Source organism: Streptomyces sp. NPDC050564 (genome assembly GCF_044457265.1).
GTDB lineage: Bacteria > Actinomycetota > Actinomycetes > Streptomycetales > Streptomycetaceae > Streptomyces.
The window spans coordinates 1-21,712 of record NZ_JBITGS010000074.1 but is presented as its reverse complement, the minus strand read 5'-3'; the positions used below and the strand labels follow the sequence as shown (position 1 = coordinate 21,712).

The window sequence follows — 21,712 nt, the reverse complement described above, 5'->3', positions numbered from 1 at the left end:
GCGCAGACCCGTGCGTATGCGCGGGTCAGAGCAATCTTGAGAAGCGCTTCCTCCCGGGCGTGAACGCCCGGGGTTCCGCGCTAGATGATGCTGAAATGTCCGCCAGCATCTCCGTACAAGAGGACTCAGCCGTGCCGAGTTGGACGGGCGTCCCACAGGGGGTCTGCGCGCCGGGCCCGGCTGTCGCCGAGATCGAGGAGCCAAGGCCCGGCCTTGCGCACACGCTTACTTCCCCGCTCACGCAGGCTGGGACGCAACGCTGACCCTCTGGGCTGGGGCATCGGACAGCTCCGTATGCTCCGAACGTCGGCGCCGCCCTTCTTGCCGGGAGCGTCCTGTCACGTCAGGTTTGACGGGACGATCCCGTATCGGCGCATCTTGCGATACATCGTGGCGCGGGAGATCCCGAGGTCCTGTGCGGTGCGCTGCACGTTGGCGTTGCGGTCAATCAACCCACGCAGAATGGCGTCGCGTTCGAGGGCCTCGATGGTGGTCAGGATCTTGTGCGAGGACACCCGGCATTCCGGCGGGAGGTCCTCCGCATGGATCATGCGGGTGGAAGGCCGCCGCGCCAGGCCGCGGATCACCGACTCGAGTTGCCGGAGGTTCTCCGGCCAAGGACATCGCTGCAGCATGGACAGCGCATCCGGGGAGAATCCGCTCTCGCCGCCGTTCGGCCTGTACTTGCGCAGGAAGAATCGCGTCAGGTGCTCGATGTCTCCAGGGCGATGGCGCAGGGGCGGCACCTCGACTGAGGCCCCACAGAGCTGGGCGAACTCGTCATCGGTGCTGACCATCGACGGCTGACTGGTCATGACCAGTTGCCCGGTGGCGGTGCTGTCCAGGTGCGCCAGCAGGCTCCTCAGCCGCTGTCGCAGTTGGTCGCTCAGCACGTGGATATCGCGCAGGACGAGCACGTTGGACGGCACGGCAAGCTGCTCTGCGATCTCGTACAGCCAGCGCTCGGTGACGGCCGGTGAATCCGACAGCGGCGGCTGCGTCATCTCCAGTCGGCGTCCGGCGCCGTGGGCCCGGTGCAGGGCCTCCACCAGCGTTCTCTTGCCGATGCCGGCTTCGCCCAGCAGATGCAGCCATGTCCCGGCTAGGAACGCCGCCCGACTGTCGCCGACTGCGCGCAGCCAGGTCGGGGACGTGCCCACCAGCCCCAGGTCGGACCGGGCGGGCGCGGCGGATACCGCGGGTTGGGGCTGGGGGTGTCCGATCAACCGGACTCGGAAGACGGCGCCCGCGTCGCTGTCCTCGCGCCGACAGCGGCGGATCCTCAGTTCGGCGACCCGCCCGGACGGTAGAGCGGTGCTGCGCGCACCTTCCATCCGGGGGTGGTCGGCGATCTCCCGGGCATGGTCGAGCAGCGCGTAGTGATCCGGCCCGGTCACGGCCGCCCGGAATTGCTCGTTCATCATGACGACGTCGCGGTTGAGGGCCAGCACGAGCCCCGGGCGAGCCGAAGAGCACGCCTCCATGTAGTCCTGGAACAGGGCCCGTTCGCGCCGCGAGGTGATCGCTGCGATCTCGCCTTCGATCTGGGCCGCGACTGAGCGGGCGAAGGCCATCAACATGCCGTCGGAACCCTGAGGGATGGTGGTGAGGTTGAAGGCTCCCAACAGGGTGCGCCGGGTGGGATGCAGGATCGGTACGGCCGCGCAGCGGAAGTCCCGCAGCGCCTCGACGTAGTGCTCCCTGCCGGCGATCATGACCGGGCGGCCGCTGGCCAGCGCGGTCCCGATGCCGTTGGTGCCCACGTAGCGCTCGGCGAACACATGGCCCGGCGCCAGTTGCACACGGTTGAGGTTCGTGGTGAGCCCCTCGTGGGACACCTTCCGGGACAGCACCACGCCGTTCCGGTCTGTGATCATGATCGACACCGGGTCGTCGGCGAGCTGCTCGTGCAGCCTGTTCAGGATCGGCAGCGCCGCCCTGGCGAGGGGGCTGTCCAGGTTGGGGTTGTCCAGGTACGGAGCGTCCAGGCTGCCCGACTTCACCTTGTGTTCCATCGAGCGGTGCCACGAGGCCACCAGGAGCGGCCGGGCGTTTGGATCCTTGGTGACTTCCAGGTAGAGCTCTCTGGCTGCTCTCAGTGAGCTCCTGGGTTGTTGTCGGGGCATTAACACTCCCGTACTGCGCGCGTGACAATCCCTCGATGCCGTGATTGGAACAGCTCGAAGGCCTCGCACCTACGGCCTGTATCACATTGAGACATACGCGGACGGCTTCTGAGACATCGACCTGCGTACGGCGGCCTGTGTAATCGGCGCACCACCCGCCCGCCGACTCGCAGGGAGCCGCAATGAAAGCCGTGCAGGTCATCGAGTACGACGAGCCGCCCGTGCTCGTGGATGTACCGGACCCGCAGATCACCGGTCCGCTGGATGTGATCGTGAAGATCGGGGGCGCCGGAGTCTGCCGGACCGATCTGCACATCCTCGAAGGACAGTGGAAGGACAAGAGCGGGGTCGCCCTCCCGTACACGATCGGTCACGAGAACGCCGGCTGGGTCGCCGAGGTCGGGCAGGCCGTGACCCACGTCAAGGTCGGCGACCCGGTCATCCTGCACCCCTTGGCGACCTGCGGTCTCTGCCGCGCCTGCCGGGCCGGCGACGACGTGCACTGCACGAACTCGGCCTTCCCGGGCATCGACACCGACGGGGGCTACGCCGAGTACCTCAAAACCAGCGCCCGCTCGGTCGTGCCCCTCGCCCCCTCCCTCGAGCCGGCCTCGGTGGCGGCGCTGGCCGACGCCGGGCTCACCGCATACCACGCCGTCGCCAAGGCGGCCCGAACGCTTCGGCCCGGAGACAAGGCCGTGGTCATCGGCGCCGGCGGACTCGGACACATTGGAATTCAGGTGCTGCGGGCCCTGTCGCCGGTCGAGATGATCGTCATCGACCGCAGCCCCCAGGCCCTCGCGCTGGCCAAGGAACTGGGCGCCGACCACACGCTCATCGCGGACGGCAGCGAAGCCGAACGCGTACGGGACCTCACCGCAGGCTACGGGGCGGAGGCCGTCCTGGACTTCGTCGGTGAGGGGGGCGCCGTCGAGACGGGCGTGGCCTGCCTGCGCCGCAACGGCAACTACTACGTCATCGGCTACGGCGGCCACCTGAACGTTCCGACGATCGACGTCATCTCCACGGAGATCAACTTCATCGGCAACCTCGTCGGGTCCTACAACGACCTGTCCGAGCTGATGGTCCTGGCGGCCCAAGGCAAGGTCACCCTGCACACCCAGCGATACCCCCTCGCCTCCTTCCAGCAGGCCCTCGACGACCTGCACGCCGGCGCCGTACGCGGCCGAGCGATCTTGATCCCCTGACACGTCCAAGGAGCAGTTCCATGCGTACGAGACCCTACAAGCGGCTTGCCGCCGTCGCCGCCGTCGCGGCCCTGACCGCTACCGCGTGCACCTCCCCGAACCAGGCACAGGACAAGCCGAAGACGAAGGCCCCGCTCTTCAAGCCCGCCTCGGAGATCAGCTACAAGAAGTACGGCAAGGACTACCCGGACACAAAGGTCGAGGACCTGCCGGGGCCGTGCAGCTATGAGGCGACCAGCCGGAAGGACTACTCCGGGCAGACGCTGAAGATCATCAGCCATGCCGTCCCGGTCATCGGCGAGCCGACCCAGCTGCACGCCAAGCAGTTCGAGGAGATCACCGGGGCGAAGGTGGAGGTGGTCAACGTCCCCTTCGGTGAACTGCATCAGAAGATCCTCACGCCTCTGCAGGCGGGCCAGCCCGCCTATGACGTGATGTTCTACCCCTCGCTGTGGATCGGCGACATGGCCCCGTACCTCGCGCCGGTGCCGAAGAGGTATCTGGACACCCCGGGCATGAAGGACGTCACCGGTACCTATATGGACGTGGCGACCTGGAACAGGAAGGTCGTGCAGTACCCCATGGACGGGGACCGGCATTACCTCAAGGTCCGCACCGACGTGCTGAACGACCCCAAGCAGCAGGCGGCCTACAAGGCGGCCACGGGCAAGGTACTGAGAGTTCCGAAGACCTGGGACGAATACCAGGATGTCGCCCAGTTCTTCAGCGGCAAGGACTTCGATGGCGACGGCAAGCGCAACTACGGCAGCGCCGAGGTGACCAAGCGCGACGACCTGACCTTCTCCGCCTTCATCAGCCGGGCGGCGCCGTATGTGAAGAACCCGGACGTCAAGGGCGGTGTCTTCTTCGACCTCGAGACCATGAAGCCGCTGATCAACACGCCCGGCTTCGTCCGGGCCCTGGAAGACATGGTGAAGGCCAAGTCGACGTGGGCACCCGGTGGCGCCAACTTCGGCCTGGGAGACGAGATCTTCTCTTTCGGCGGCGGCCAGACGCTGATGTCGTACTCGTGGGACGACGCCTTCATCCAGGCCCAGCAGCCCGACAGCAGGATCCGCAACAAGGTGCAGGCCGCGCCGCTGCCCGGATCAAGCGAGGTCTACAACCGCACCACGAAGTCCTGGGACACGAAGGCGAACCAGGCTCCCTACTTCACCTGGGGCTGGACTTCGGCGGTGGCCAAGGCCTCGCGCCACCAGCAGATGGCGTTTGACTATCTGTGCTTCTTCAGTAACGAGGCCAACTCCGCTCTCGACCTCACCATCGGCCGGTTCGGCGTCAACCCCTACCGCTACTCCCACTTCGACCCGCACTTCTGGGAGAGGCTGGGCTGGGACCCGAAGGTCGCCGAGTCGTACGTGAAGACGCTCTCGGGCATGGAGACGAGTCGCAATCGCGTCTTCGACCTGCGCGTTCCCGGTGTCAACCAGTACATGTCCGCGCTGGCGAACGGCGTCGCCGTGGCTCTGGCGGGCCAGGAGTCCCCGCAGGACGCGCTGGACGGCGTGGCCAAGGAATGGTCCAAGATCACCGACCAGATCGGCAAGGACAAGGTCCAAAGCGCCTATCGCAACGTGGTTGCGCTTGAGGACCAATCCTGATCCGACTGCAGGACGCCCCGGGTGGCTGGACTGGACTGGACTGGTCGGCCGCCCGGGGGCGCCCGCCCCCTTCCGCAAGGAGAACCATGGACGGCCTGCGCCGGCACAAGAGCATGTTCCTGCTGCCGGGACTGCTCACACTCTTTCTGATCATCATTTTCCCGCTTCTGTTCACCATCCGCGTCAGCTTCTCCCGCTGGAACGTCAGCAATCCCTACATGGACTTCATCGGAGGTGCCAACTACACCGCCGCGCTGCACGACAGCCGTTTCTGGGACTCCATCACCCGGCTGTTCCTGCTGGCTGGCGGCACGGTCCTGATTCAGTACGTCATCGGGTTCGGAATGGCCCTGCTGGTCTGGCGCGACGTACGCGGCCGCAGACTCTGGCGGGTACTGTTCCTCGTCCCCATGATGACCACGCCCGTCGTAATGGCCGCCATCTGGCAGACCATCTTCCATGAATCTCTGGGGCCGGTGAACGATCTGCTGGGGATGCTGGGCCTGTCCAGGATTCCCTGGCTCACCGAGTCCGGTCCGGCGCTGGCCGCGCTGATGACTGTCGAGGTCTGGCAGTGGACCCCCTTCATGTTCCTGCTCCTGCTGGCCGGTCTGCTGAGCCTGCCGAAGGAACCCTTCATGGCCGCAGCGATCGACGGCGCCGGCACCTGGCGCACCTTCTGGAAGGTGACCTTCCCGCTGATGGCGCCGGTGTCGGTCGCGGCGGTCGTCATCCGGCTGATCGAGGCGTCCAAGCTCTCCGACAGCGTCTACGTACTGACCTCCGGCGGACCTGGCTCCTCCACGGAGACCCCGGGCTACTACCTCTACATCCAGGGGCTTAGGGACCAGCAGACCGGATACAGCGGCGCGATGTCCCTGATCTACCTGGTCCTGATGATCGTCACGCTCACGGTTGTCGCCGCCCTGCTCACCAGAGCCTTCAAGCTGAAGGGGAACTCTTGACATCTCCCCCAGCTGAAGCAGGGGGATTCTTCCCTCGCGGGTTGAGCTTTCTACTTCTCAGACAGCAGCTGCCCCGGATCAACGGCGGGGGGCGTTGGTACGCCCAGCAGTCTTACGCCAGCTCCACAGACCTGACATCCCGCCAGCCCGGCGGTAGGCCCGGCCAGCTTGGTTATCACCGGCCGGGCCTGGCAACTCTACTGCATCCGCAGGCAGTTGCTGGTGGACGACGATCCGCCCTGGCGGCGAATCGTCTTCCCTTGCCCTGCTCCGCAGGAGTCCGTTTCCTCCCCAGCCTGACGGCTGGGGTATCCACGGAGGAATCCAGATGAGGTCGCGCCTTTATCCCGTATTCAAATACACCGTGATCGCCCTGTGGGCATGCTTCGTCGCGGGACCGTTCTTCTGGGCGATGACGACCAGTTTCAAAGATGCCAACGCGGTCCAGGGCGGCCCCACCTACCTTCCCTGGGCCCAGTACAAGCCCACTCTCACCGGCTGGCGCAACATCTTCGGCGGAGCCGGCGGTATCGATGTCATCGACCCCTTCGTCAACAGCGCGATCATCACCATCGCCGCGTCCGCCATCAGCCTGGCGCTGGGGTCCCTGGCCGCCTACGCACTGTCCCGCTACCGGTTCAGGCTGGGCTTCATCAAGAACAGCGACATCGTCTTCTTTTTCGTCTCCCAACGGATCATGCCACCGATCGTTTTGGTGATCCCCTTCTTCTACCTCCTGCAGTGGGGCGGCCTTTTGGACAGCATCCCCGGCCTGGTCATCGTGACGGTCGCCCTACTGCTGCCGATCGCGGTCTGGGTGATGGTGGACTTCTTCAACGGCATCCCGCGGGAGATCGACGAGATGGCGATGCTGGACGGCTGCGGCCCGTTCCAGACATTCGTGCGGGCGATCCTGCCGAACTCCCTGCCCGGGCTCACCGTGGCGGCGATGTTCTGCGCCGTTTTCGGCTGGAACGACTTCTTCTTCGCCTTCCGGCTGACGTTTACCGAGGTCCAGACCCTGCCCCAGGCGGTCGTCGCCCTCAACTCCTCCATCCCACCGTGGTGGACGCTGTCCGCGGCCGCCCTGTTCGGCGTGACACCGCTGATCCTGCTCGCCCTCTGGGTGGAGCGCCTACTGTCCAAGGGGAACCTGTCGGGAGCCGTGCGATGAATCTGAGCGCCAACAATCTGTGCCTGAGCGTGGACGGCGTCGACCACCTCGAGAACGTGACCGCGACCTTCCAACCGGGACGGCTCCATACCGTCATCGGCCGGACGATGGCCGGAAAGACGACGCTCCTGCGGGTCCTGGCCGGACTGGAGAAGGCGGATTCCGGCTCCCTGACCCGGGAGGGAACGGACTTCCTGAACATACCGGTGTGGCGGCGCAACACCGCCATGGTCTATCAGCAATTCATCAACTACCCGCATCTCAATGTCTTCCACAATGTGGCCTTCCCGCTCAAGCGGGCCGGCCTGCCCCGGCAGGAGATCCAACGACGGGTCCGGCGGAGCCTGGCGAGTGTGGGACTCGCGGACTTCGAGAAGCGCAAGCCGTCCCAGCTCTCCGGCGGCCAGCAGCAGCGCGTCGCCATAGCGCGCGCCCTGGCACGCGGCACCGGCATCCTCCTGCTCGACGAGCCACTGGCGAACCTGGACTACAAGTTGCGCGAACAACTGCGCGACGAATTCAAAACCCTATTCTCGGACCAGGGCGACACCATCGTCATCTACACGACCACCGAACCCGCCGAGGCGATGATGCTCGGAGACGTGGTGCTCGTCATGCACGAGGGGCGCATCCTCCAGACCGGCACCCCACAGGAGGTCTACGAACGCCCGGCGACCATCACGGTGGCGTCCATCATCAACGACCCGCCCATGAACATCTTCGCGGGCCGGATCGTGGGCGGCCAGGTCACAGTGGCCGGCTTCCAGGCCACGCACGTCTCCGCGCACCTGTCCGACCTGCCCGACGGCGCCTACCAGTTCGGCCTGCGTGCCACGGACGTCAGCCTGGCCTCCACCGGGGTCGAAGGCGAGGTCACCTTCGTGGAGATCTCCGGTTCCGAGACCTTCGTCCACGTGGCCGTCGGCGAGAGCCCCTTCGTCGTACAGGTCGAGGGCATCCACGACGTCGCCCTCGGCGACCTGGTCAAACTGCGGCTCCGTCCCGACCGGCTGTTCGCCTTCGACGAAAAGGGGACGCTCATGCAGACACCCTCATACGGTCTCGCTTCAGTGGAAGGGCGTTGATATGGCGCAGTTGGACATCATCGACGTCGGGCAACGCGTACGCACCTGGTGTCGAGGAGGAGCGGTGGGCTCTCAAGCCGCTGAAGCTGACGTTCGAGTCCGGCAAGACCTACGCGCTGGTCGGGCCCTCGGGCTGCGGCAAGACGACGCTGCTGAACATCCTCTCCGGCCTCGTCAGACCGTCTCATGGACAGGTGCTGTTCGACGGCGTCGACGTCACCGCCCTGCCCACGAAGGCCCGCAACATCGCCCAGGTCTTCCAGTTCCCCGTCATCTACAAATCGATGACGGTCTACGACAACCTCGCCTTCCCGTTGCAGTGCCGACGCTGGGACAGGGCGAGGATCGACGCCAAGGTCCAGCAGGTCGCCGAGGCCCTGGACCTGCGCGACCGGCTCAGGCAGCCCGCCCGCGGGCTCACCGCCGACGACAAGCAGCTGATCTCACTCGGTCGCGGTCTGGTCCGTGACGACGTTGCCGCTGTGCTGATGGACGAGCCGCTCACCGTCATCGACCCGCAGCTCAAGCACATGCTGCGGCGCAAGATCCGTGAAATCACCGAGCAGTTCAGGCCCACCGTGATCTACGTGACGCACGACCAGTACGAGGCGATGAGCTTCGCGCAGGAAGTGCTGGTCATGAAGGACGGCCGCGCCATGCAGCAAGGCACCCCGGAGCAGCTCTTCGAGGCTCCCTCATCTGCCTACGTTGGCTACTTCATCGGCTCACCCGCGATGAACTTCCTGACCGTGGACCGCGGCAACGGGTACTTCGCGCTGGGTGGCAGGACGCTGTCCGTCGCCTGGGACATCCCGCAGAGCACGACCCAGATCGAGGTAGGCGTCAGGCCAGAGTACGTCAAGGTCGTCACGCACCCCGGTCCCAACACCTTCCCCGGCACACTGCGGGACGTCAGGGACCACGGCGCGCAGCGCGTACTCGAGGTCGAGCTCGCCGGGCAGCTCGTGAGGGCCAAGGCTCCGCGGGAGCAGGGAGTGCCGACAGGCGAGGAGATCCTGGTCCACCTGCCGCGCGCCAAGGTCCTTCCGTACGCGGACGGTCAATTGGTACTCCAGTCGTAGCCCTCCGCCGGACCTGCCCCTCCCACCGCAGTCGGGCGGACAGGTCCGGCGGGCGGGTCCTATTTGCACGGCCGGATAGCAGGAGAAAAGGCGCGCCCACCCGCGGATCGGCCTGTCGCCCCATGCCCGTCGCGCACACAACGCATGTTGGCTGCGAGCGAATGCCCTGCTCGGACCGGGGCAGCCGTCTCCCCTCCGCCGCCACACCCGGCGGAAACGACCCCAGAACAGCGAAGGAAGCCCGTGATCTTCATCACCGCCAAGTTCCGAGTCCGCCCCGAGCATGCCGACCGTTGGCCCGAGATCACCGCTGACTTCACCCGGGGCACGCGCGCCGAACCCGGCTGTCTGTGGTTCGACTGGTCGCGCAGTGTCGACGACCCGACGGAGTACATCCTGGTCGAGGCCTTCCGCGACGATGAGGCCGGGGTCGCGCATGTGCAGTCCGCGCACTTCAAGGCTGCGCAGCAAACGCTGCCGCCCCATCTCGCCGAGACACCGCGCATTGTCAACGTGGCCGTTCCGCAGGACGACTGGGGAAGGCTCGGGGAGCTGGCGGTCCCTGAGGTCCCCCGGCGTGTGTGAGGCGCTGATCGGCTGGTTAGGGCGGGTTGACGCGGTTTCAGGTTGAGTGGTTCGGTCGTCGCCTGCTCGGCGTAGAACTTCTCCTCGAACTCGATCGGGCTGAGGAAGCGGGGCATGCACAGATACAAGCCAGCTGCAAGTTGTGCCGGGCTGGCTTTGTACGCGCCGCCGCACGGTGCGGGCTGAAGGTCGTCGGCGGGCGCCGGTCGACCGGCCGCCGGGTGGCGTGCGCGCGGCGCCGTCCGTCGGACGGCTCCGCGTACGGCGCGTCGGGTTCAGTCGGTGATGTACCAATCGTTCTTGAGGTACTCCAGGGTGTAGCTGCCGAGGTCGCTCTCGGAGAAGGTGGCGGAGGACCTGACCGCTTCGACCGGCATCTCGACCTTGTCGGGCGTGCGCACGGCGATGCGCTGCGGGTCGACCGTCGCGGTTTGCAGGGCCTTCTTCTGCACGGGCGAGATCATCTGGAACACGGCGGCGTACGTCGACGTGCACGGGCCGAGCCCCTGGTCCTGCGCCTTCTTCGCGGCCGGCCCGGCCACTTCGCAGACTGTGTCGATGTCCTCACGGCCCAGGGCGTGGAGGTACTGCTCGTACCGCTGGATCGCGCCCTCCTTCGTCCTGGGCGCGGGCTGGTCGCCGGTCGGCTCGGCCGACGGCTTCTCGGTCCGAGCGGACACCGACGGCGTAGCCGACGGCTCTTCGGCCCGCGTGTACGCGGACGGCTGCGAGGGCTTCGCGTCCGTGTCCTCCTTCGATTTCTCCGGACCGCACGCGCACGCCACCAGCGCCACACAGGCCGATACCGCCACGCTCACCATCGTCCGCGCTCTCATTCGGTCCCCTCACCACCAGCCGACAACACGTCAAGAGGTCACGCAGGATCCGGGGGAACGGTTCCCGAGCCGGTCCAGGCCGGAGGTCGGCCGGTTCACGAAGGGCCCCGAGCCCGCGTGCGCGGCTGCGCGAGGACCCGCGCCAGCCCCCCCGACGCCGACACGGTTGACGAGCCTCAGCGATCACCCCCCGGGCATGGAGATGGGGTGCATCACGCACGCCTGACGTCCCGCCCGGTGGAGAGCGACGGAGCGGCTGATCAAGGAACGAGAAGGTCACGGGCATCCGGGAATGCAGCTGCCGCTGAGACCCCACAGCCAGCCCATGAGCGGCGGGGCGCTCCGGCATGGGCAGAGAGCAAACGCACCCGGTTCGGGTCGACGGCCCGTACTTCGCCGAGGAGATGGCCGCGGACGGCTTCGCCTTCCTCTACGAGCAGATGAAGGCCCGCAAGGCCGGGCCGGTTCCTGACCGCCGCCGTGGGCGGCAAGGTGGCCGGCGCCATCGGCCCCATGGAGATCCGCCCCGACGCGATCGGCGTCCCCCAACTCATGCCGCAGTACTTCGGCGTCCACGAGCACCGCGGCAAGAGGCTGGGGCGTCTGCTGTGGCGCGCTGCCATGCACTGGGGGCAAACCAACGGAGCCGCCTACCAGCTCCTTCGAACCGAAGTCGCAGGCCCCTCGGATCGCCTCTGCGAGTCCGAAGGGCTCGCCTCGCTCGGCTTCACCTACTGGCAGACCGCCCGAACCAGAGCTGTAGCGGCTGGGCTCATGCTGCGCGAGGGTGTCGTGCCAGCGCAGGTACACCAGGCCAGCCACGGCACGCCGGTGCGGCGCAAGCCTGCAGCGGCGGTGGGTGACGATGAGCATGGTCACCCACTCGACCAGAGCATGGGGCAGGTCGAGGGCGGCAGGGTGAGGAAACCAACAAAGCTCTGGTGCCGGTGAGTTGAAACTCGCACACCTCCTTCACCGGCACCAGATCCTTGTTCGTTGCGGACCCCTACCTCGTCACTCGATCAGTGGCCACGCTGAAAGAGCTCATCGACTCAGCCGCCGCTCTTGCGCCGGAACGACCGCTGGCTCGCAGCCGGGCCCTGCGCCCGACGGACCTTCGACGCATTGGGGTTGGCAGCAAGGTCAGCGGCGTCCGCCTGCACACCGCGCTTGCGCGCCAGGGCTTCCCGAAACTTGCGTTTGAGTTCGTAGTGGCCGTCGCTGTCGGGTACGAGAGCGGACGTCTCGGGGGCAGCCGGCTCCGAACCTTCTGGGGATGCAGACTCTGCGGTCATGGTGACCTCCTGGTTCGGGCAGTGGGAAGCACAGCTTGTCATGCCGGGCGCAGTGCCGGGCGCCAGCAACATCACAGGCTGCTGGCGGCCGTGGCCGGCACGCACCGCTGGCGTACGAGAGCACCAGAGCCGGCCGCGTGCGTCCCCGACTCTTCCACGGGACCGCGCGGGGTTGCGCCCCACGGCCCGCCGCATCCACGCTCGTGCGATCGCGCTGCACGCCATCCAGCACGCCCAGCAGCCCTTCCGTTGAGATGGGCGGCCTGCCGTGGTGCCGGGGACGCGCCGAGCCGGTCGGGCAGCCTATCTGGCAGTTCCCGTCTCGGACGATCAAGTTCGAGGACAATTCGAGCGGTCGAGGCCGCGACCTGGGTGTGGTGGCGCCTTTGCGCAGCCGCTCGGGCGTCACGTCACGCTGGCTGTGGGCCCGCATGACGGGTACGTCGGGGGTGTCCCTGAATAGCGCGGAGGCGTCCCCTCCTGCGGCGCCGTCGAAGACCACCACTGGACGTACCCTCGCGCCTCGAAGCCCTCACTAGCCGCGAACGCGACGTCCTGTGCGGCCTCTCCCACGCGGAAGATCGCCCTCGAACGGGGTGTGGGAGAGACCCACGGTCAAGACGCACGTCGCGCACATCCTGGAGAAGTACGGGCTCCGGGACCGGGTGCAGGCCGTGATCCTGGCCTACGACTGTGGGCTGGTGGTGCCGCGCGATATCCAGTGAGCCGCGCGCATTCCGAGGAAGGCTCGAACGGCGGGGTGATCAGTACTCCAGCTCGGGGCGCAGGCGCAGCGGGCCGCCTACCGCGTGGAGGTGCCGCAGTACCTGGGCGTAGGAGTCGAAGAGCCCGGTCTCGTGGTACGCGATGCCGTGCCGGGCGCAGTAGGTGCGCACGAGTTCCTGGGCATGGCGCAGGCTGGGCCGCGGCATGGAGGGGAACAGGTGGTGCTCGATCTGGTAGTTGAGCCCGCCGAGCGCGAAGTCGGTGAGTCGGTGACCGCGGATGTTGCGTGATGTCAGTACCTGCCGGCGCAGGAAGTCGACCTTGTCGTCCTTGCCGAACAGGGCCATGCCCTTGTGGTTCGGGGCGAACGAGCACCCCATGTACAGGCCGAACAGACCTTGGTGGACGAGGAGGAAGACCACGGCCTGCACGGGAGTCAGGACCAGGAACAGTGCGGCGAGATAGCCGCCGAGATGCGCCGTCAGCAGGCCCGCCTCGGCCACCTTGGTCGTCCGCGAGGTCGCCGTGCCGGTGCGGCCGAGCAGGGCCCGTACGCCGGCGACGTGCAGGGCGAGTCCTTCCAGCAGCAGCATCGGGAAGAACAGCCAGGCCTGGTGACGGGCCAGCCATGCGTACACCCCGCTGCGGACGCGGGCGTGGTCCTCGGTGAAGGCGATCGCGCCGTCGGCGATGTCGGGGTCGCGGTCGACGTGGTTCGGGTGGGAGTGGTGCCGGTTGTGCTTGGCGATCCACCAGCCATAGCTGAGGCCGATCAGCAGGTCGGCGTGCACGCGGCCGAGCAGGTTGTTGACGCGCTTGGAACCGGCGATCTGGTGGTGTCCCGCGTCGTGCCCGATGAATCCGGTCTGGGTGAACATCACGGCGAGGAAGGCGGCGATCAGCAGCTGCCACCACGACTGCCCGATCAGGGCGAACGCGGTCCAGCCGGCGGCCAGCAGGAGGAGGTTCGCGCCGACCTTGACCGAGTAGTAGCCCGGCCGCCGCTTCAGCAGCCCGCTGCGCTTCACCTCACGGGAGAGCGCGGCGTAGTCGCTGCCCCGGGTTTCGGGAGGGGGTGTCGTCATCTCGGCGTGCTGGGCCGTGGGATCGGTGCCCCGGTTGATCATGTCAGTGCTCACGGTTTGCCTTTCGGGATGCGCGGGCCGGTACCAGCGGCGCGGGGGCAGGGCGCCGGACGCGGGGAGCCCGTACGGAACCAGACGGATGGAGCACGAAACAGGCACGCGGCGCGGGCCTGTCTTGACGAGATGTCCTCAGAGCGCGCGCACCTGGCCGGCCTGCATGACCTTGGGGCCCTGGCTGGCGGTGAACTCCACCCGCTGGTTCTCCTCCAGGGAGCGGAAGCCGTCGGTGTCGATCGCCGAGTGGTGGACGAAGATGTCGGCACCGCCCTCGTCAGGGGCGGTGAAGCCGAAACCCTTCTCCGCGTTGAACCACTTCACGGTTCCTTGAGCCATGTGATGTCTCCTTCGAGATGGCGAGTAGGTCGGGTATGCGCGCGATCGCGCGATCCCGGGCTGTTGGTCGCCAGCCGTCGAAGAAAACCCCCGAAACGACAAAACGCCCGCTGTCAGAACTCCGCGGGCGCTTCCCACGTTCGCAAATTTCAACTACAACCACTCGCTAAAACGTCCGGTGCGCCGGGAAAGTTCCCGCCTGGGCCGGGAAGGGCTCGGTGACGCTCCCGGCGGGCGGTTCCGGAGTCGGACCCGGCACATGCGAGGTCCGGAGGGGGGTACGGTTGCGGCACCGAGCGCACCTCGCACGCCGTCACCCGTTTCGGCGTCGCCCTCGGAGAACGGCACAGGCCGGCGCACATCGGATCCGGCCGGAAAAAGAGCCGCACCATGCCTCCTGGCTCGTACTGTCACGCCCCCTCCCGTATCCGGTCCCGCGCAGCGCGGTAGCGGATCTCCTGGCTACCGGGATGCCTCCGAGGCATTCCGGCACTTGGCGTACGGCCCTGAACCGCTCAGTACGTCTGACCCGATCAGCACGGCTGCGAACCGATGAGCACGGCCCTGAACCGATCAAGAGGATGCGGACGCATGTATTCACAGGACTCGATCTCCGGCCGCCGCCGCGGCCGCGCCGAACCGACACCGGAGATGCTCTCCGGACTGGCCTGCCTCATGTGCGGCACCGACTACCGGAACGCTCCCGATCTGGAGGTGGTGGTGGTCTCCCACCGCGACGACAAGCAGCTGCTCGCCTGCCACGGCACGTGCGCGCGCATGGCGAGCGGGTCGGTCAGCGGTCTGGACGAGACGCCCCTCCCGTTGGCCGAGCGCGTGCGCAGGGACGGGGCCGACGGCTCCTGATCCGGAGCCCCGGCAGCCACCACAAGTACGACGCGAACGAAATGACCCGAACGAAGTGATGAGGAAGCGTATGAGCCTGTTGAGTCTTGGAGTACTCGCCTCCTCCCGCAAGGAGAACGAGTTCCGCCTGCCGTTGCACCCCGCCCACCTCGGCCGGATCGCCCCGGACGTACGAGAGAGGATCTTCCTCGAACACGGCTACGGCGAACGGTTCGGCGTCGCCGACGACGCGCTGCGACCGCTCGTGGCGGGACTGCGCTCCCGCGAGCAACTCCTCGCCGAGTGCGACGTGTTGCTGCTGCCCAAGCCCATGCACGAGGACGTCGCCGCGCTGCGCCAGGGCCAGGTGCTGTGGGGATGGCCGCACTGCGTGCAGGACGAGAGGATGACGCAGCTCGCCATCGATGGTCAGCTGACCCTCATCGCCTGGGAGGCCATGAACCACTGGACGTCCACGGGCGCCTTCAGTGTCCATGTGTTCCACAAGAACAACGAGCTCGCGGGCTACTGCTCGGTGCTGCACGCCCTGCAGCTCGGCGGGCTGACCGGCAGCTACGGGCGGCGCCTGCGCGCCGCGGTCATCAGCTTCGGCGCCACGGCGCGCGGAGCGGTCACGGGCCTGGGCGCCATGGGAGTCTCCGACGTCACGGTGCTCACCCAGCGCGCCGCCGCAGCGGTGGCCTCACCGATGCCGTCGGTCGTGATGGGTCACTTCGAGGAGCACGAGGACGATCCGTCGCGCCTACAGGCACTCACCCCGGGGGGACCCGTGCCGCTCGCGGAGTATCTCGCCGGGTTCGACATCATCGTCAACTGCGTCCGGCAGGACACCGACGCGCCCTTGACGTTCGTCACCGACGAGGAACTCGCCCTGTTCCGGCCGGGCTCCTTCTTCATCGACGTCTCCTGCGACGAGGGCATGGGCTTCTCCTGGGCCCGTCCGACCACCTTCGGCGATCCGATGCCCATGGTCGGGCCGGGGTGCCACTACTACGGGGTGGACCACAGCCCGTCCCACCTGTGGAACTCGGCCACGTGGGAGATCAGCGAGGCGCTCCTCCCCTATCTGCGCAAGGTCATGAGCGGCCCCGCGGCATGGGACGCGAACCCCACGGTCGGAAAGGCCATCGAGATCCGCGACGGCTTCGTCCTGAACCCGAAGATCCTCTCCTTCCAGCACCGGGCGGTCGCCTTCCCCCACGCCCTCGAGATCGCGAATCCGGTCCTCGCCCCGGTGCTGAACTCCTCCGCACAGCCGGCCTGACACACCTCCGCGCAGCGCCTTGCCCGCGTGCATCACTTCGACGGTGACGGCGCCGTGGTCGAGGACGGGTTCACCGAGGACCTCGCGCTGATCAAGCACCTGGCCGCCGCGTTCGAGGCGGTGTGGGAGCGCGCCGTCCCGCACGACCAGTACCACATCTGATTGATCGGCCAGCTCATGTCTGCGCACCCCTCCTCCAGCGTTCAGCAGGCCCGCGAGGCACTCGCCGCCCGCCTGCGGGACATCCGCCTGGACGCCGGGCTGACGAAGCGTGAGCTGGCTGTTGTCTGCCGCTGGCACGAGTCCAAGAGCGGCCCGATCGAGAACGCCCGGACACCGCCGTCGGACGCGGACATCCGGGCGTGGTGTGCCATGTGCGGCGCGGCCGACCAGACGCGAAGGACGCCGTGACCTGCCCGCTGGATGGGTAGCAGACGGTCGCCATGCGGTCGAAGCGCCACCTGCGGGCGGTTCCCCAGAGCCTGCGAAGCACGTCGTCCAGGGCCTGGAGCAGGTGCGGGAAGTCTTCAGACTCCGCCAGCACCGCCCGCCACCGGCCCGAGTGTGCGAGCCCACCGACCAGCAGGTGAGCATGGCTTCCGGCACCCCACGACTCGGGCGGACCAGGAAGTCCAGCCAGTCGAACTGGATCTCCTCGCCCGGCGGATGGGCGATCACCGCGACGTTGCGAACCCGCTTGCGGGCCCGGGAGGCGGCCTGACGGCACGCGGGCCGGCAGTAGAGGGAGTCACGGGGGTGACCGTGGCGTAATCGGCTCGTTAGGCCGGTTGGCCGCGTCAGGCTGTGCGGATTGACGGTCGTATCAGGAGCCCGTGTGTACCGATCGCGTGAGTGGGTCCTCGAGTGGATCCGTCAAGGGCGGGTGCGGCTGTGACGGCAGGAGAGTCGCAGCCCGAAAAGGGCGCGGTGGACCGGTCGGAAGGATTCGGTGAGCGGCTGCTGGGGGTGCTGCTGGACCGGGCCCACGAGATGCCACCGCATCTGATCGCCCCGCTGATCGTGGAAGTGGTGGGGCGGGTCGGGGGCCGTGACGTCTCGGTCCTCCTGCAGGACTACGAACAGCTGATGCTGGTGCCGCTGCCGGGTAGGCGGCTGACCGTCGGCGAGTGCGCGCCGATTGATGGCTCCGCGGCCGGCACGGCCTTCCGGAGCGGGACCCCCGTCGAGGTGCCGCAGGCAGACGGGGTGCGGATGTACCTGCCGTTGCTGGACGGCAGCGACCAGGTGGGGGTGCTGGAGCTCACCCTGGACACCGTCGACGACGACGACCGGCGGCTGCTGCAACGACTGGCTGGCCTGGCCGCCCAGGTGCTGGTCACCAGGAGCAGCTACACCGACCAGTTCTTCCAGACCCGACGGCGCGAGCCGATGAGCGTGGCCGCGGAGATCCAGTGGTCCCTGCTGCCCCCGCTGTCGATGTCCACCCCGCAGGTCGCGGTGGCCGGCATCCTCGAACCCGCCTACGAGGTCGCCGGCGACAGCTTCGACTACGCCCTCAACGACGACATCCTGCACGTCGCCACGGTCGACGCGATGGGCCACGGCCTGGACGCCGCCACCATGGCGACCGTCGCCATCGGCGCCTACCGGCACGCCCGCCGCACCGACGTCGGACTGTCCGGGATCTACGCGTTCATGGACCGGGCCATCGCCGGGCAGTTCGGGCCCGAGCACTTCGTCACCGCACAGATGATGCGCCTGAACGTTGCGACAGGCCACCTGCAATGGGTCAACGCCGGCCACCCCGCGCCGCTGCTGATTCGCAACCACCAGGTCGTCCAGCAACTGCACAGCCCCACCACCTTGCCAGTCGGCTTCGGCGGCGACGAGCCCCAGCTCAGCGAGCAGACGCTCCAGGTCGGCGACCGGGTGCTGTGCTTCACCGACGGCCTGATCGAGGAGCACGATGTCCGCGGCGAGCAGTTCGGCGAGGAGCAACTCATCGCCTGGGTCAACCGCATCCAGCACGCCGAGGAAGGGGTTCGGGCGGTGGTGCGCTCCCTCTCCCACACCCTGATCCGGGAGCGGGGCGGGATCACCAGCGACGACGCGACCCTCTTCCTGATCGAGTGGCGCGGGGGCGCCGCCGACCACCTTGCCACCCTGGAATGAGCCGATACCGCCGACACGTGCGGCCGTCGGCGGTGAGATCAGGCACGTCACGCGAGAAAACCGCGAGGGATCTATCGTCAAGGTATGAGCGTGTTCATCAAGCTGGTGGAGAACCGGCCCCCCAAGGAATACTCGGAGCTAGCGGCTGCAGATATCTCCTACGACGACATCACCGAAGGTGAGTCGCCCGCCACGTACGAGTACGACCTGCTTCCGAGCGGCGCATTGCGGATCCTCAGGGTGACCAAAGGCGAAGCCGCTGTCGTCGAATCGATCTACGCTCCCGGACTCTGGTTCCGTGTCCAGGGGCAGTGGCGCGGTAATGCGGAATAGCAAGCACTCTGCCGGCGGCCGGGCGCTGCCGGCTGCTGAGCCCGTCGTCGGTGCTTGAGGTCCGAGCAGAAAGTGCTCATGCTTTGCGTCAGCCTACTGAATCACGTCGGAACCTACCTGCAGGTGTACCGTGGTTCGTGGGTTGCGCACTCTCACGTGTTGCGCCTGAAAGGACGGCCCCGGCGGTTTCACCGGGGCCGTTTCGAGGATCACGCTGAGCGTGCTGGCGGGGTCACACGGGCGCCATGGCCGCCCTCGGAGTCCCAGACCAACGACCCGGCCATAGACGTCTACACCCTCTTGTATCAGCAGGCCACCGGCCAGGAGCCCAAGGGCGCCCCAGCCCTCCGCATCCTGGCCCGCGCGATGATCCGGGACTATGCCAACTTCAGTGGCAGCCGTTTGGCCTCCTGGAAGGCGTCGCACGATGTCCAAAAAGCCATCAAGGCAGCCGTCGCCCGAGGCGGCCTCAGCAGCGACCCAGCAGCACGCGACTTCCTCGTTCAGGAACTGACGGTGCGACTGGCCGACCTATCGCTGCGCCTGACCGAGTCAGCAAAGGTCCTCGCCCAGGAACTCGGCGACGACTCCCCTACACGGTAACCCGCGGCGTTGGTTCGCGCCGCAACGCTGCTTCGCCGCAGACGCCCCATCCGAACGGATCACGCCCGGAATTGCGGCCTTACGGGGACGTTCCTCAACCGTCACAGCAACCTCCGAATCGGGACGGGTGGCGCAATGGGCCTCTTGTCGGGCTCCGGCGCGTGGCTGACCATGCGATACAGACAGTTAGTTGAGCCGTGACAGAGTTGGGGGCCCATGTCCAGCGGAACGGGCGGGGATTACTGGAAAGACAAGGCGTTGCCGAGCGTGTTCAAGCATGAACTGCTGAAGCGCTACCTGCCCCAGTTCGGTGGCATGACTGGCACTCAGTCGCACGACAGCGCGTCGTCTACCTGGACGGGTACGCGGGCGAAGGCCGTTACGAGAACGGCGAGCCGGCGTCGGCGGAGATCGCGCTGCGGGTCGCCTCCCATTTCCGCGCCCGGCACGGGATCACTGTCGAGTGCTTCTTCACGGAGTCGCAGCCGAAGTCCTTCGACCGGCTGCACAAGGTCATCGAGCACTACCGGGCAGGCGGGGTGCAGGCGCACGCCCACCGCGGTGAGGTCGACGGCGTCCTCGACAGTGTGATCCAGCGGGCCGCGCGCGAGCCGCTATTCCTCTTCCTGGATCCGTGCGGGCTGGCCCTGCCCCAGGGGCGGCTCGTGGATGTCCTGGCCAGGCAGCGGCCGCAGAAGAAGCCGGCGACCGAGCTGCTGACTGCTGCGCGTTCTTCGACTTCACCCTGCACCTGGCACCCACCGCGCTTGAGTTCAGCGTCCGGGCCCCCGAGACCGCTGCCACGATGCTGGCCGATCTGTTCGGAGCGACCGTATGACCACCTCCCCCTCTCCCGGCCCCTCTCGCCCATGGGGCACCCTCGGTGCCGGAGCCGCCGCGGTCGCGGCCTGCGCCGTGTGCTGCGCGGGACCGGTGCTGGCTGTCCTCGGCAGCATCGGCGCAGCCTCCGCCATCGCCGCGGTGTGGGTGCCCGCCCTCGCGGTACTGGCAGTGGCCGCCCGCCTGGGCGGGTTCGCGATACGCCGCCGACGCCGCCACACGGCCTGCCACTCCAGCCCGGCCCTCGCCGTCGACCTGGGCGTGCCGGCGCCGGTCGCTGCGAAGGTGCCTGTGCCCGGACCGGAGCAGTGATGACGAGCTGATCGGACCTGCGGGAACGGCTGCCCGCTGCGCTGGCCCCACTGCTGGTGGCCTGCCCGGCGCTGCTGATCATCGGGGTGAGCATGGAGCACGGCAGCGACGCGGACCGCCACGACGCGAGAGCGGCCGCAGCCGACCAGCACAAGCACGAGGGCGGAGAGTAGCCCGGCCACGCCGAGCAGGGCGAAGGCGAGCACGCCGAAGAGGGAACCGAGGCGCACACGGAACAGGCAGGAAGCCAGTCCGAGACCGTACTGGGAGTGCATTTTCGCCGAGGCTCAGCGCCAGCGGCGCTTGGTTCGAGGAGGCCCAGTTCGAGGATGATTCCTCGTTTCGTCGGACGCGTTCAGTGGCGGTGCCTGGTTCAGAGGCGTTTCCGCGGGGCGCAGTTCACAGGTGATCTCCGGCTATGGGAAGTGCAGTTCGGCCGCGACGTCTGGTTTATGAAGGCAGATGTTTCTGGTCAGCGACCCAGGGCGGCTTCGCCGCCCGCCGTGGGACGGGTAAATGGCACACCGAACACCCCGTAGCCCTTGATCAACACCGTGGTGCGGGGTGGCACCTCAGGAGGCGAGGTCAGCTACCTGCGGTTTTGCCCACCCGCGTCAGTATTGACGCGTCAGGTCTTCAGCGACGGTACGCAGATTGCTGGCGACGCTTGGTTCGTCAACACAAGGTTCCACAATGCGTCCCAGGTTGGCCCCTTGGCGTGTGCTGGCAGACTATCGCTGTCCGGCGCGGTATTCGCCGTTCCAGTGACGCTCTACATCGCCGTCCGTGAGCTGCTCTGCACCAGAACGCGGTGGGAGTCGACGGCGACGCTGCGTCTGCGGTACGCCAGCACGGACTGAACCGCCCCGGCTCGAATGGAGACTCCGGACTGTCCCGAGTTCGGTGGAGTCGAGTTGCTTGGGTTCAGGCTACTGGCGGGGTGCGGAGTTCGTACTCCACCGGGCTGAGCATGCCCAGCGCGGAGTGTGCCCAGAAGGACTCCATCATCGCGTTGCCGTACGAGTCCCCGACGGCCTCGACCCCCGCTCGCATCAGCCGAGTTGTGAGCTTGATGGATGTGTACTGGGCGAGTTCAACCAGTCGTTGCAACACCGGGCTGTTGCAGCGAGCGTAGCTGTTCTTCGAAGACCTCGGCCGGCGTGCGCCAACCCAGGACTTTG

The 21,712-nt window shown here is 67.4% G+C and carries 20 protein-coding genes and 5 pseudogenes; 18 read left to right on the top strand and 7 right to left on the bottom strand.

The window, feature by feature from the left end:
• Window positions 1–338 precede the first annotated feature (338 nt).
• Window positions 339–2,195 (bottom strand): sigma-54-dependent Fis family transcriptional regulator, encoded by a 1,857-nt coding sequence (locus ACIBK0_RS49705; RefSeq protein WP_399096450.1) that lies wholly within the window; start codon window positions 2,193–2,195, stop codon window positions 339–341.
• Between the two features lie 113 nt (window positions 2,196–2,308).
• Here ACIBK0_RS49705 and ACIBK0_RS49700 point away from each other — a divergent pair, with 113 nt between their 5' ends.
• The 7 genes from ACIBK0_RS49700 (at window position 2,309) to ACIBK0_RS49670 (ending at window position 9,847) form a co-directional block, all read left to right on the top strand.
• A complete protein-coding gene (locus ACIBK0_RS49700; protein WP_399096447.1) occupies window positions 2,309–3,334 on the top strand; it encodes an NAD(P)-dependent alcohol dehydrogenase in 1,026 nt (341 codons plus the stop codon).
• A gap of 20 nt (window positions 3,335–3,354) precedes the next feature.
• Window positions 3,355–4,956: an extracellular solute-binding protein gene (locus tag ACIBK0_RS49695; protein ID WP_399096444.1), complete on the top strand. Its 1,602-nt coding sequence runs from the start codon at window positions 3,355–3,357 to the stop codon at window positions 4,954–4,956.
• An 86-nt stretch (window positions 4,957–5,042) separates the two neighbouring features.
• Window positions 5,043–5,921 carry a carbohydrate ABC transporter permease gene (locus ACIBK0_RS49690; protein ID WP_399096441.1) on the top strand — a complete coding sequence of 293 codons (879 nt, stop codon included), beginning with the start codon at window positions 5,043–5,045 and terminating at the stop codon, window positions 5,919–5,921.
• Between the two features lie 328 nt (window positions 5,922–6,249).
• Window positions 6,250–7,095 carry a carbohydrate ABC transporter permease gene (locus ACIBK0_RS49685; RefSeq protein ID WP_399096438.1) on the top strand — a complete coding sequence of 282 codons (846 nt, stop codon included), beginning with the start codon at window positions 6,250–6,252 and terminating at the stop codon, window positions 7,093–7,095.
• Window positions 7,092–8,180, top strand: a complete 1,089-nt coding sequence (locus ACIBK0_RS49680) for an ABC transporter ATP-binding protein (RefSeq protein WP_399096434.1) — start codon at window positions 7,092–7,094, stop codon at window positions 8,178–8,180. Before ACIBK0_RS49685 ends, ACIBK0_RS49680 begins: the two co-directional genes overlap by 4 nt.
• Window positions 8,177–9,262: an ABC transporter ATP-binding protein gene (locus ACIBK0_RS49675; protein WP_399096431.1), complete on the top strand. Its 1,086-nt coding sequence runs from the start codon at window positions 8,177–8,179 to the stop codon at window positions 9,260–9,262. The genes ACIBK0_RS49680 and ACIBK0_RS49675 overlap by 4 nt, the downstream gene beginning before the upstream one ends.
• Before the next feature lie 243 nt (window positions 9,263–9,505).
• Window positions 9,506–9,847, top strand: coding sequence for a putative quinol monooxygenase (locus tag ACIBK0_RS49670; protein WP_399096428.1), 342 nt, complete (start codon window positions 9,506–9,508; stop codon window positions 9,845–9,847).
• Window positions 9,848–10,122: 275 nt separating this feature from the next.
• Here ACIBK0_RS49670 and ACIBK0_RS49665 read toward each other — a convergent pair whose 3' ends face one another.
• Window positions 10,123–10,683 carry a hypothetical protein gene (locus ACIBK0_RS49665; protein ID WP_399096425.1) on the bottom strand — a complete coding sequence of 187 codons (561 nt, stop codon included), beginning with the start codon at window positions 10,681–10,683 and terminating at the stop codon, window positions 10,123–10,125.
• Between the two features lie 392 nt (window positions 10,684–11,075).
• Here ACIBK0_RS49665 and ACIBK0_RS49660 point away from each other — a divergent pair.
• A pseudogene (locus ACIBK0_RS49660) lies at window positions 11,076–11,418 on the top strand (GNAT family N-acetyltransferase); the annotation flags it as partial.
• Here ACIBK0_RS49660 and ACIBK0_RS49655 read toward each other — a convergent pair.
• Together ACIBK0_RS49655 and ACIBK0_RS49650 are read right to left on the bottom strand one after the other, a co-directional pair.
• Window positions 11,407–11,556: pseudogene (locus ACIBK0_RS49655) on the bottom strand (IS5/IS1182 family transposase); the annotation flags it as partial. The pseudogenes ACIBK0_RS49660 and ACIBK0_RS49655 overlap by 12 nt on opposite strands.
• A 179-nt stretch (window positions 11,557–11,735) precedes the next feature.
• Window positions 11,736–11,978, bottom strand: a complete 243-nt coding sequence (locus ACIBK0_RS49650) for a DUF5302 domain-containing protein (protein ID WP_399096422.1) — start codon at window positions 11,976–11,978, stop codon at window positions 11,736–11,738.
• Window positions 11,979–12,574: 596 nt separating this feature from the next.
• On the opposite strand from ACIBK0_RS49650, the gene ACIBK0_RS49645 reads away from it, so the two are divergent.
• Complete coding sequence (locus tag ACIBK0_RS49645) at window positions 12,575–12,703, top strand: hypothetical protein (RefSeq protein WP_399096419.1); 129 nt, start codon at window positions 12,575–12,577, stop codon at window positions 12,701–12,703.
• A gap of 39 nt (window positions 12,704–12,742) precedes the next feature.
• Here the strand turns inward: ACIBK0_RS49645 and ACIBK0_RS49640 are convergent, their stop codons facing one another.
• Window positions 12,743–13,789 carry a fatty acid desaturase family protein gene (locus tag ACIBK0_RS49640; RefSeq protein ID WP_399096453.1) on the bottom strand — a complete coding sequence of 349 codons (1,047 nt, stop codon included), beginning with the start codon at window positions 13,787–13,789 and terminating at the stop codon, window positions 12,743–12,745.
• 189 nt (window positions 13,790–13,978) lie between these two features.
• Window positions 13,979–14,182 (bottom strand): cold-shock protein, encoded by a 204-nt coding sequence (locus ACIBK0_RS49635; protein WP_399096416.1) that lies wholly within the window; start codon window positions 14,180–14,182, stop codon window positions 13,979–13,981.
• 591 nt (window positions 14,183–14,773) lie between these two features.
• Here ACIBK0_RS49635 and ACIBK0_RS49630 point away from each other — a divergent pair.
• From ACIBK0_RS49630 to ACIBK0_RS49590, 9 genes and pseudogenes are all read left to right on the top strand, one after another.
• The gene (locus ACIBK0_RS49630; protein WP_399096413.1) at window positions 14,774–15,046 is read left to right on the top strand and encodes a hypothetical protein; all 273 of its coding nucleotides are present in this window, start codon (window positions 14,774–14,776) and stop codon (window positions 15,044–15,046) included.
• A 70-nt stretch (window positions 15,047–15,116) separates the two neighbouring features.
• Entirely contained in the window at window positions 15,117–16,310 is a 1,194-nt protein-coding gene (locus ACIBK0_RS49625; protein ID WP_399096410.1) for a N(5)-(carboxyethyl)ornithine synthase, read from the top strand.
• A gap of 24 nt (window positions 16,311–16,334) precedes the next feature.
• Window positions 16,335–16,472 (top strand): annotated as a pseudogene (locus ACIBK0_RS49620) (DUF6879 family protein); the annotation flags it as partial.
• A 15-nt stretch (window positions 16,473–16,487) separates the two neighbouring features.
• Window positions 16,488–16,703, top strand: a pseudogene (locus ACIBK0_RS49615) (helix-turn-helix domain-containing protein); the annotation flags it as partial.
• Between the two features lie 498 nt (window positions 16,704–17,201).
• The gene (locus tag ACIBK0_RS49610) at window positions 17,202–18,443 is read left to right on the top strand and encodes a PP2C family protein-serine/threonine phosphatase (protein ID WP_399096407.1); all 1,242 of its coding nucleotides are present in this window, start codon (window positions 17,202–17,204) and stop codon (window positions 18,441–18,443) included.
• Window positions 18,444–18,527: 84 nt separating this feature from the next.
• Window positions 18,528–18,776 carry a hypothetical protein gene (locus ACIBK0_RS49605; protein ID WP_399096403.1) on the top strand — a complete coding sequence of 83 codons (249 nt, stop codon included), beginning with the start codon at window positions 18,528–18,530 and terminating at the stop codon, window positions 18,774–18,776.
• Between the two features lie 300 nt (window positions 18,777–19,076).
• Window positions 19,077–19,379, top strand: a complete 303-nt coding sequence (locus tag ACIBK0_RS49600) for a hypothetical protein (RefSeq protein ID WP_399096400.1) — start codon at window positions 19,077–19,079, stop codon at window positions 19,377–19,379.
• Between the two features lie 353 nt (window positions 19,380–19,732).
• Window positions 19,733–19,999: pseudogene (locus tag ACIBK0_RS49595) on the top strand (hypothetical protein); the annotation flags it as partial.
• Window positions 20,000–20,213: 214 nt separating this feature from the next.
• Entirely contained in the window at window positions 20,214–20,531 is a 318-nt protein-coding gene (locus ACIBK0_RS49590) for a hypothetical protein (protein WP_399096397.1), read from the top strand.
• A 924-nt stretch (window positions 20,532–21,455) separates the two neighbouring features.
• Here ACIBK0_RS49590 and ACIBK0_RS49585 read toward each other — a convergent pair.
• The coding region (locus tag ACIBK0_RS49585; RefSeq protein WP_399096394.1) for a hypothetical protein at window positions 21,456–21,712 on the bottom strand (257 nt) is incomplete at its 5' end.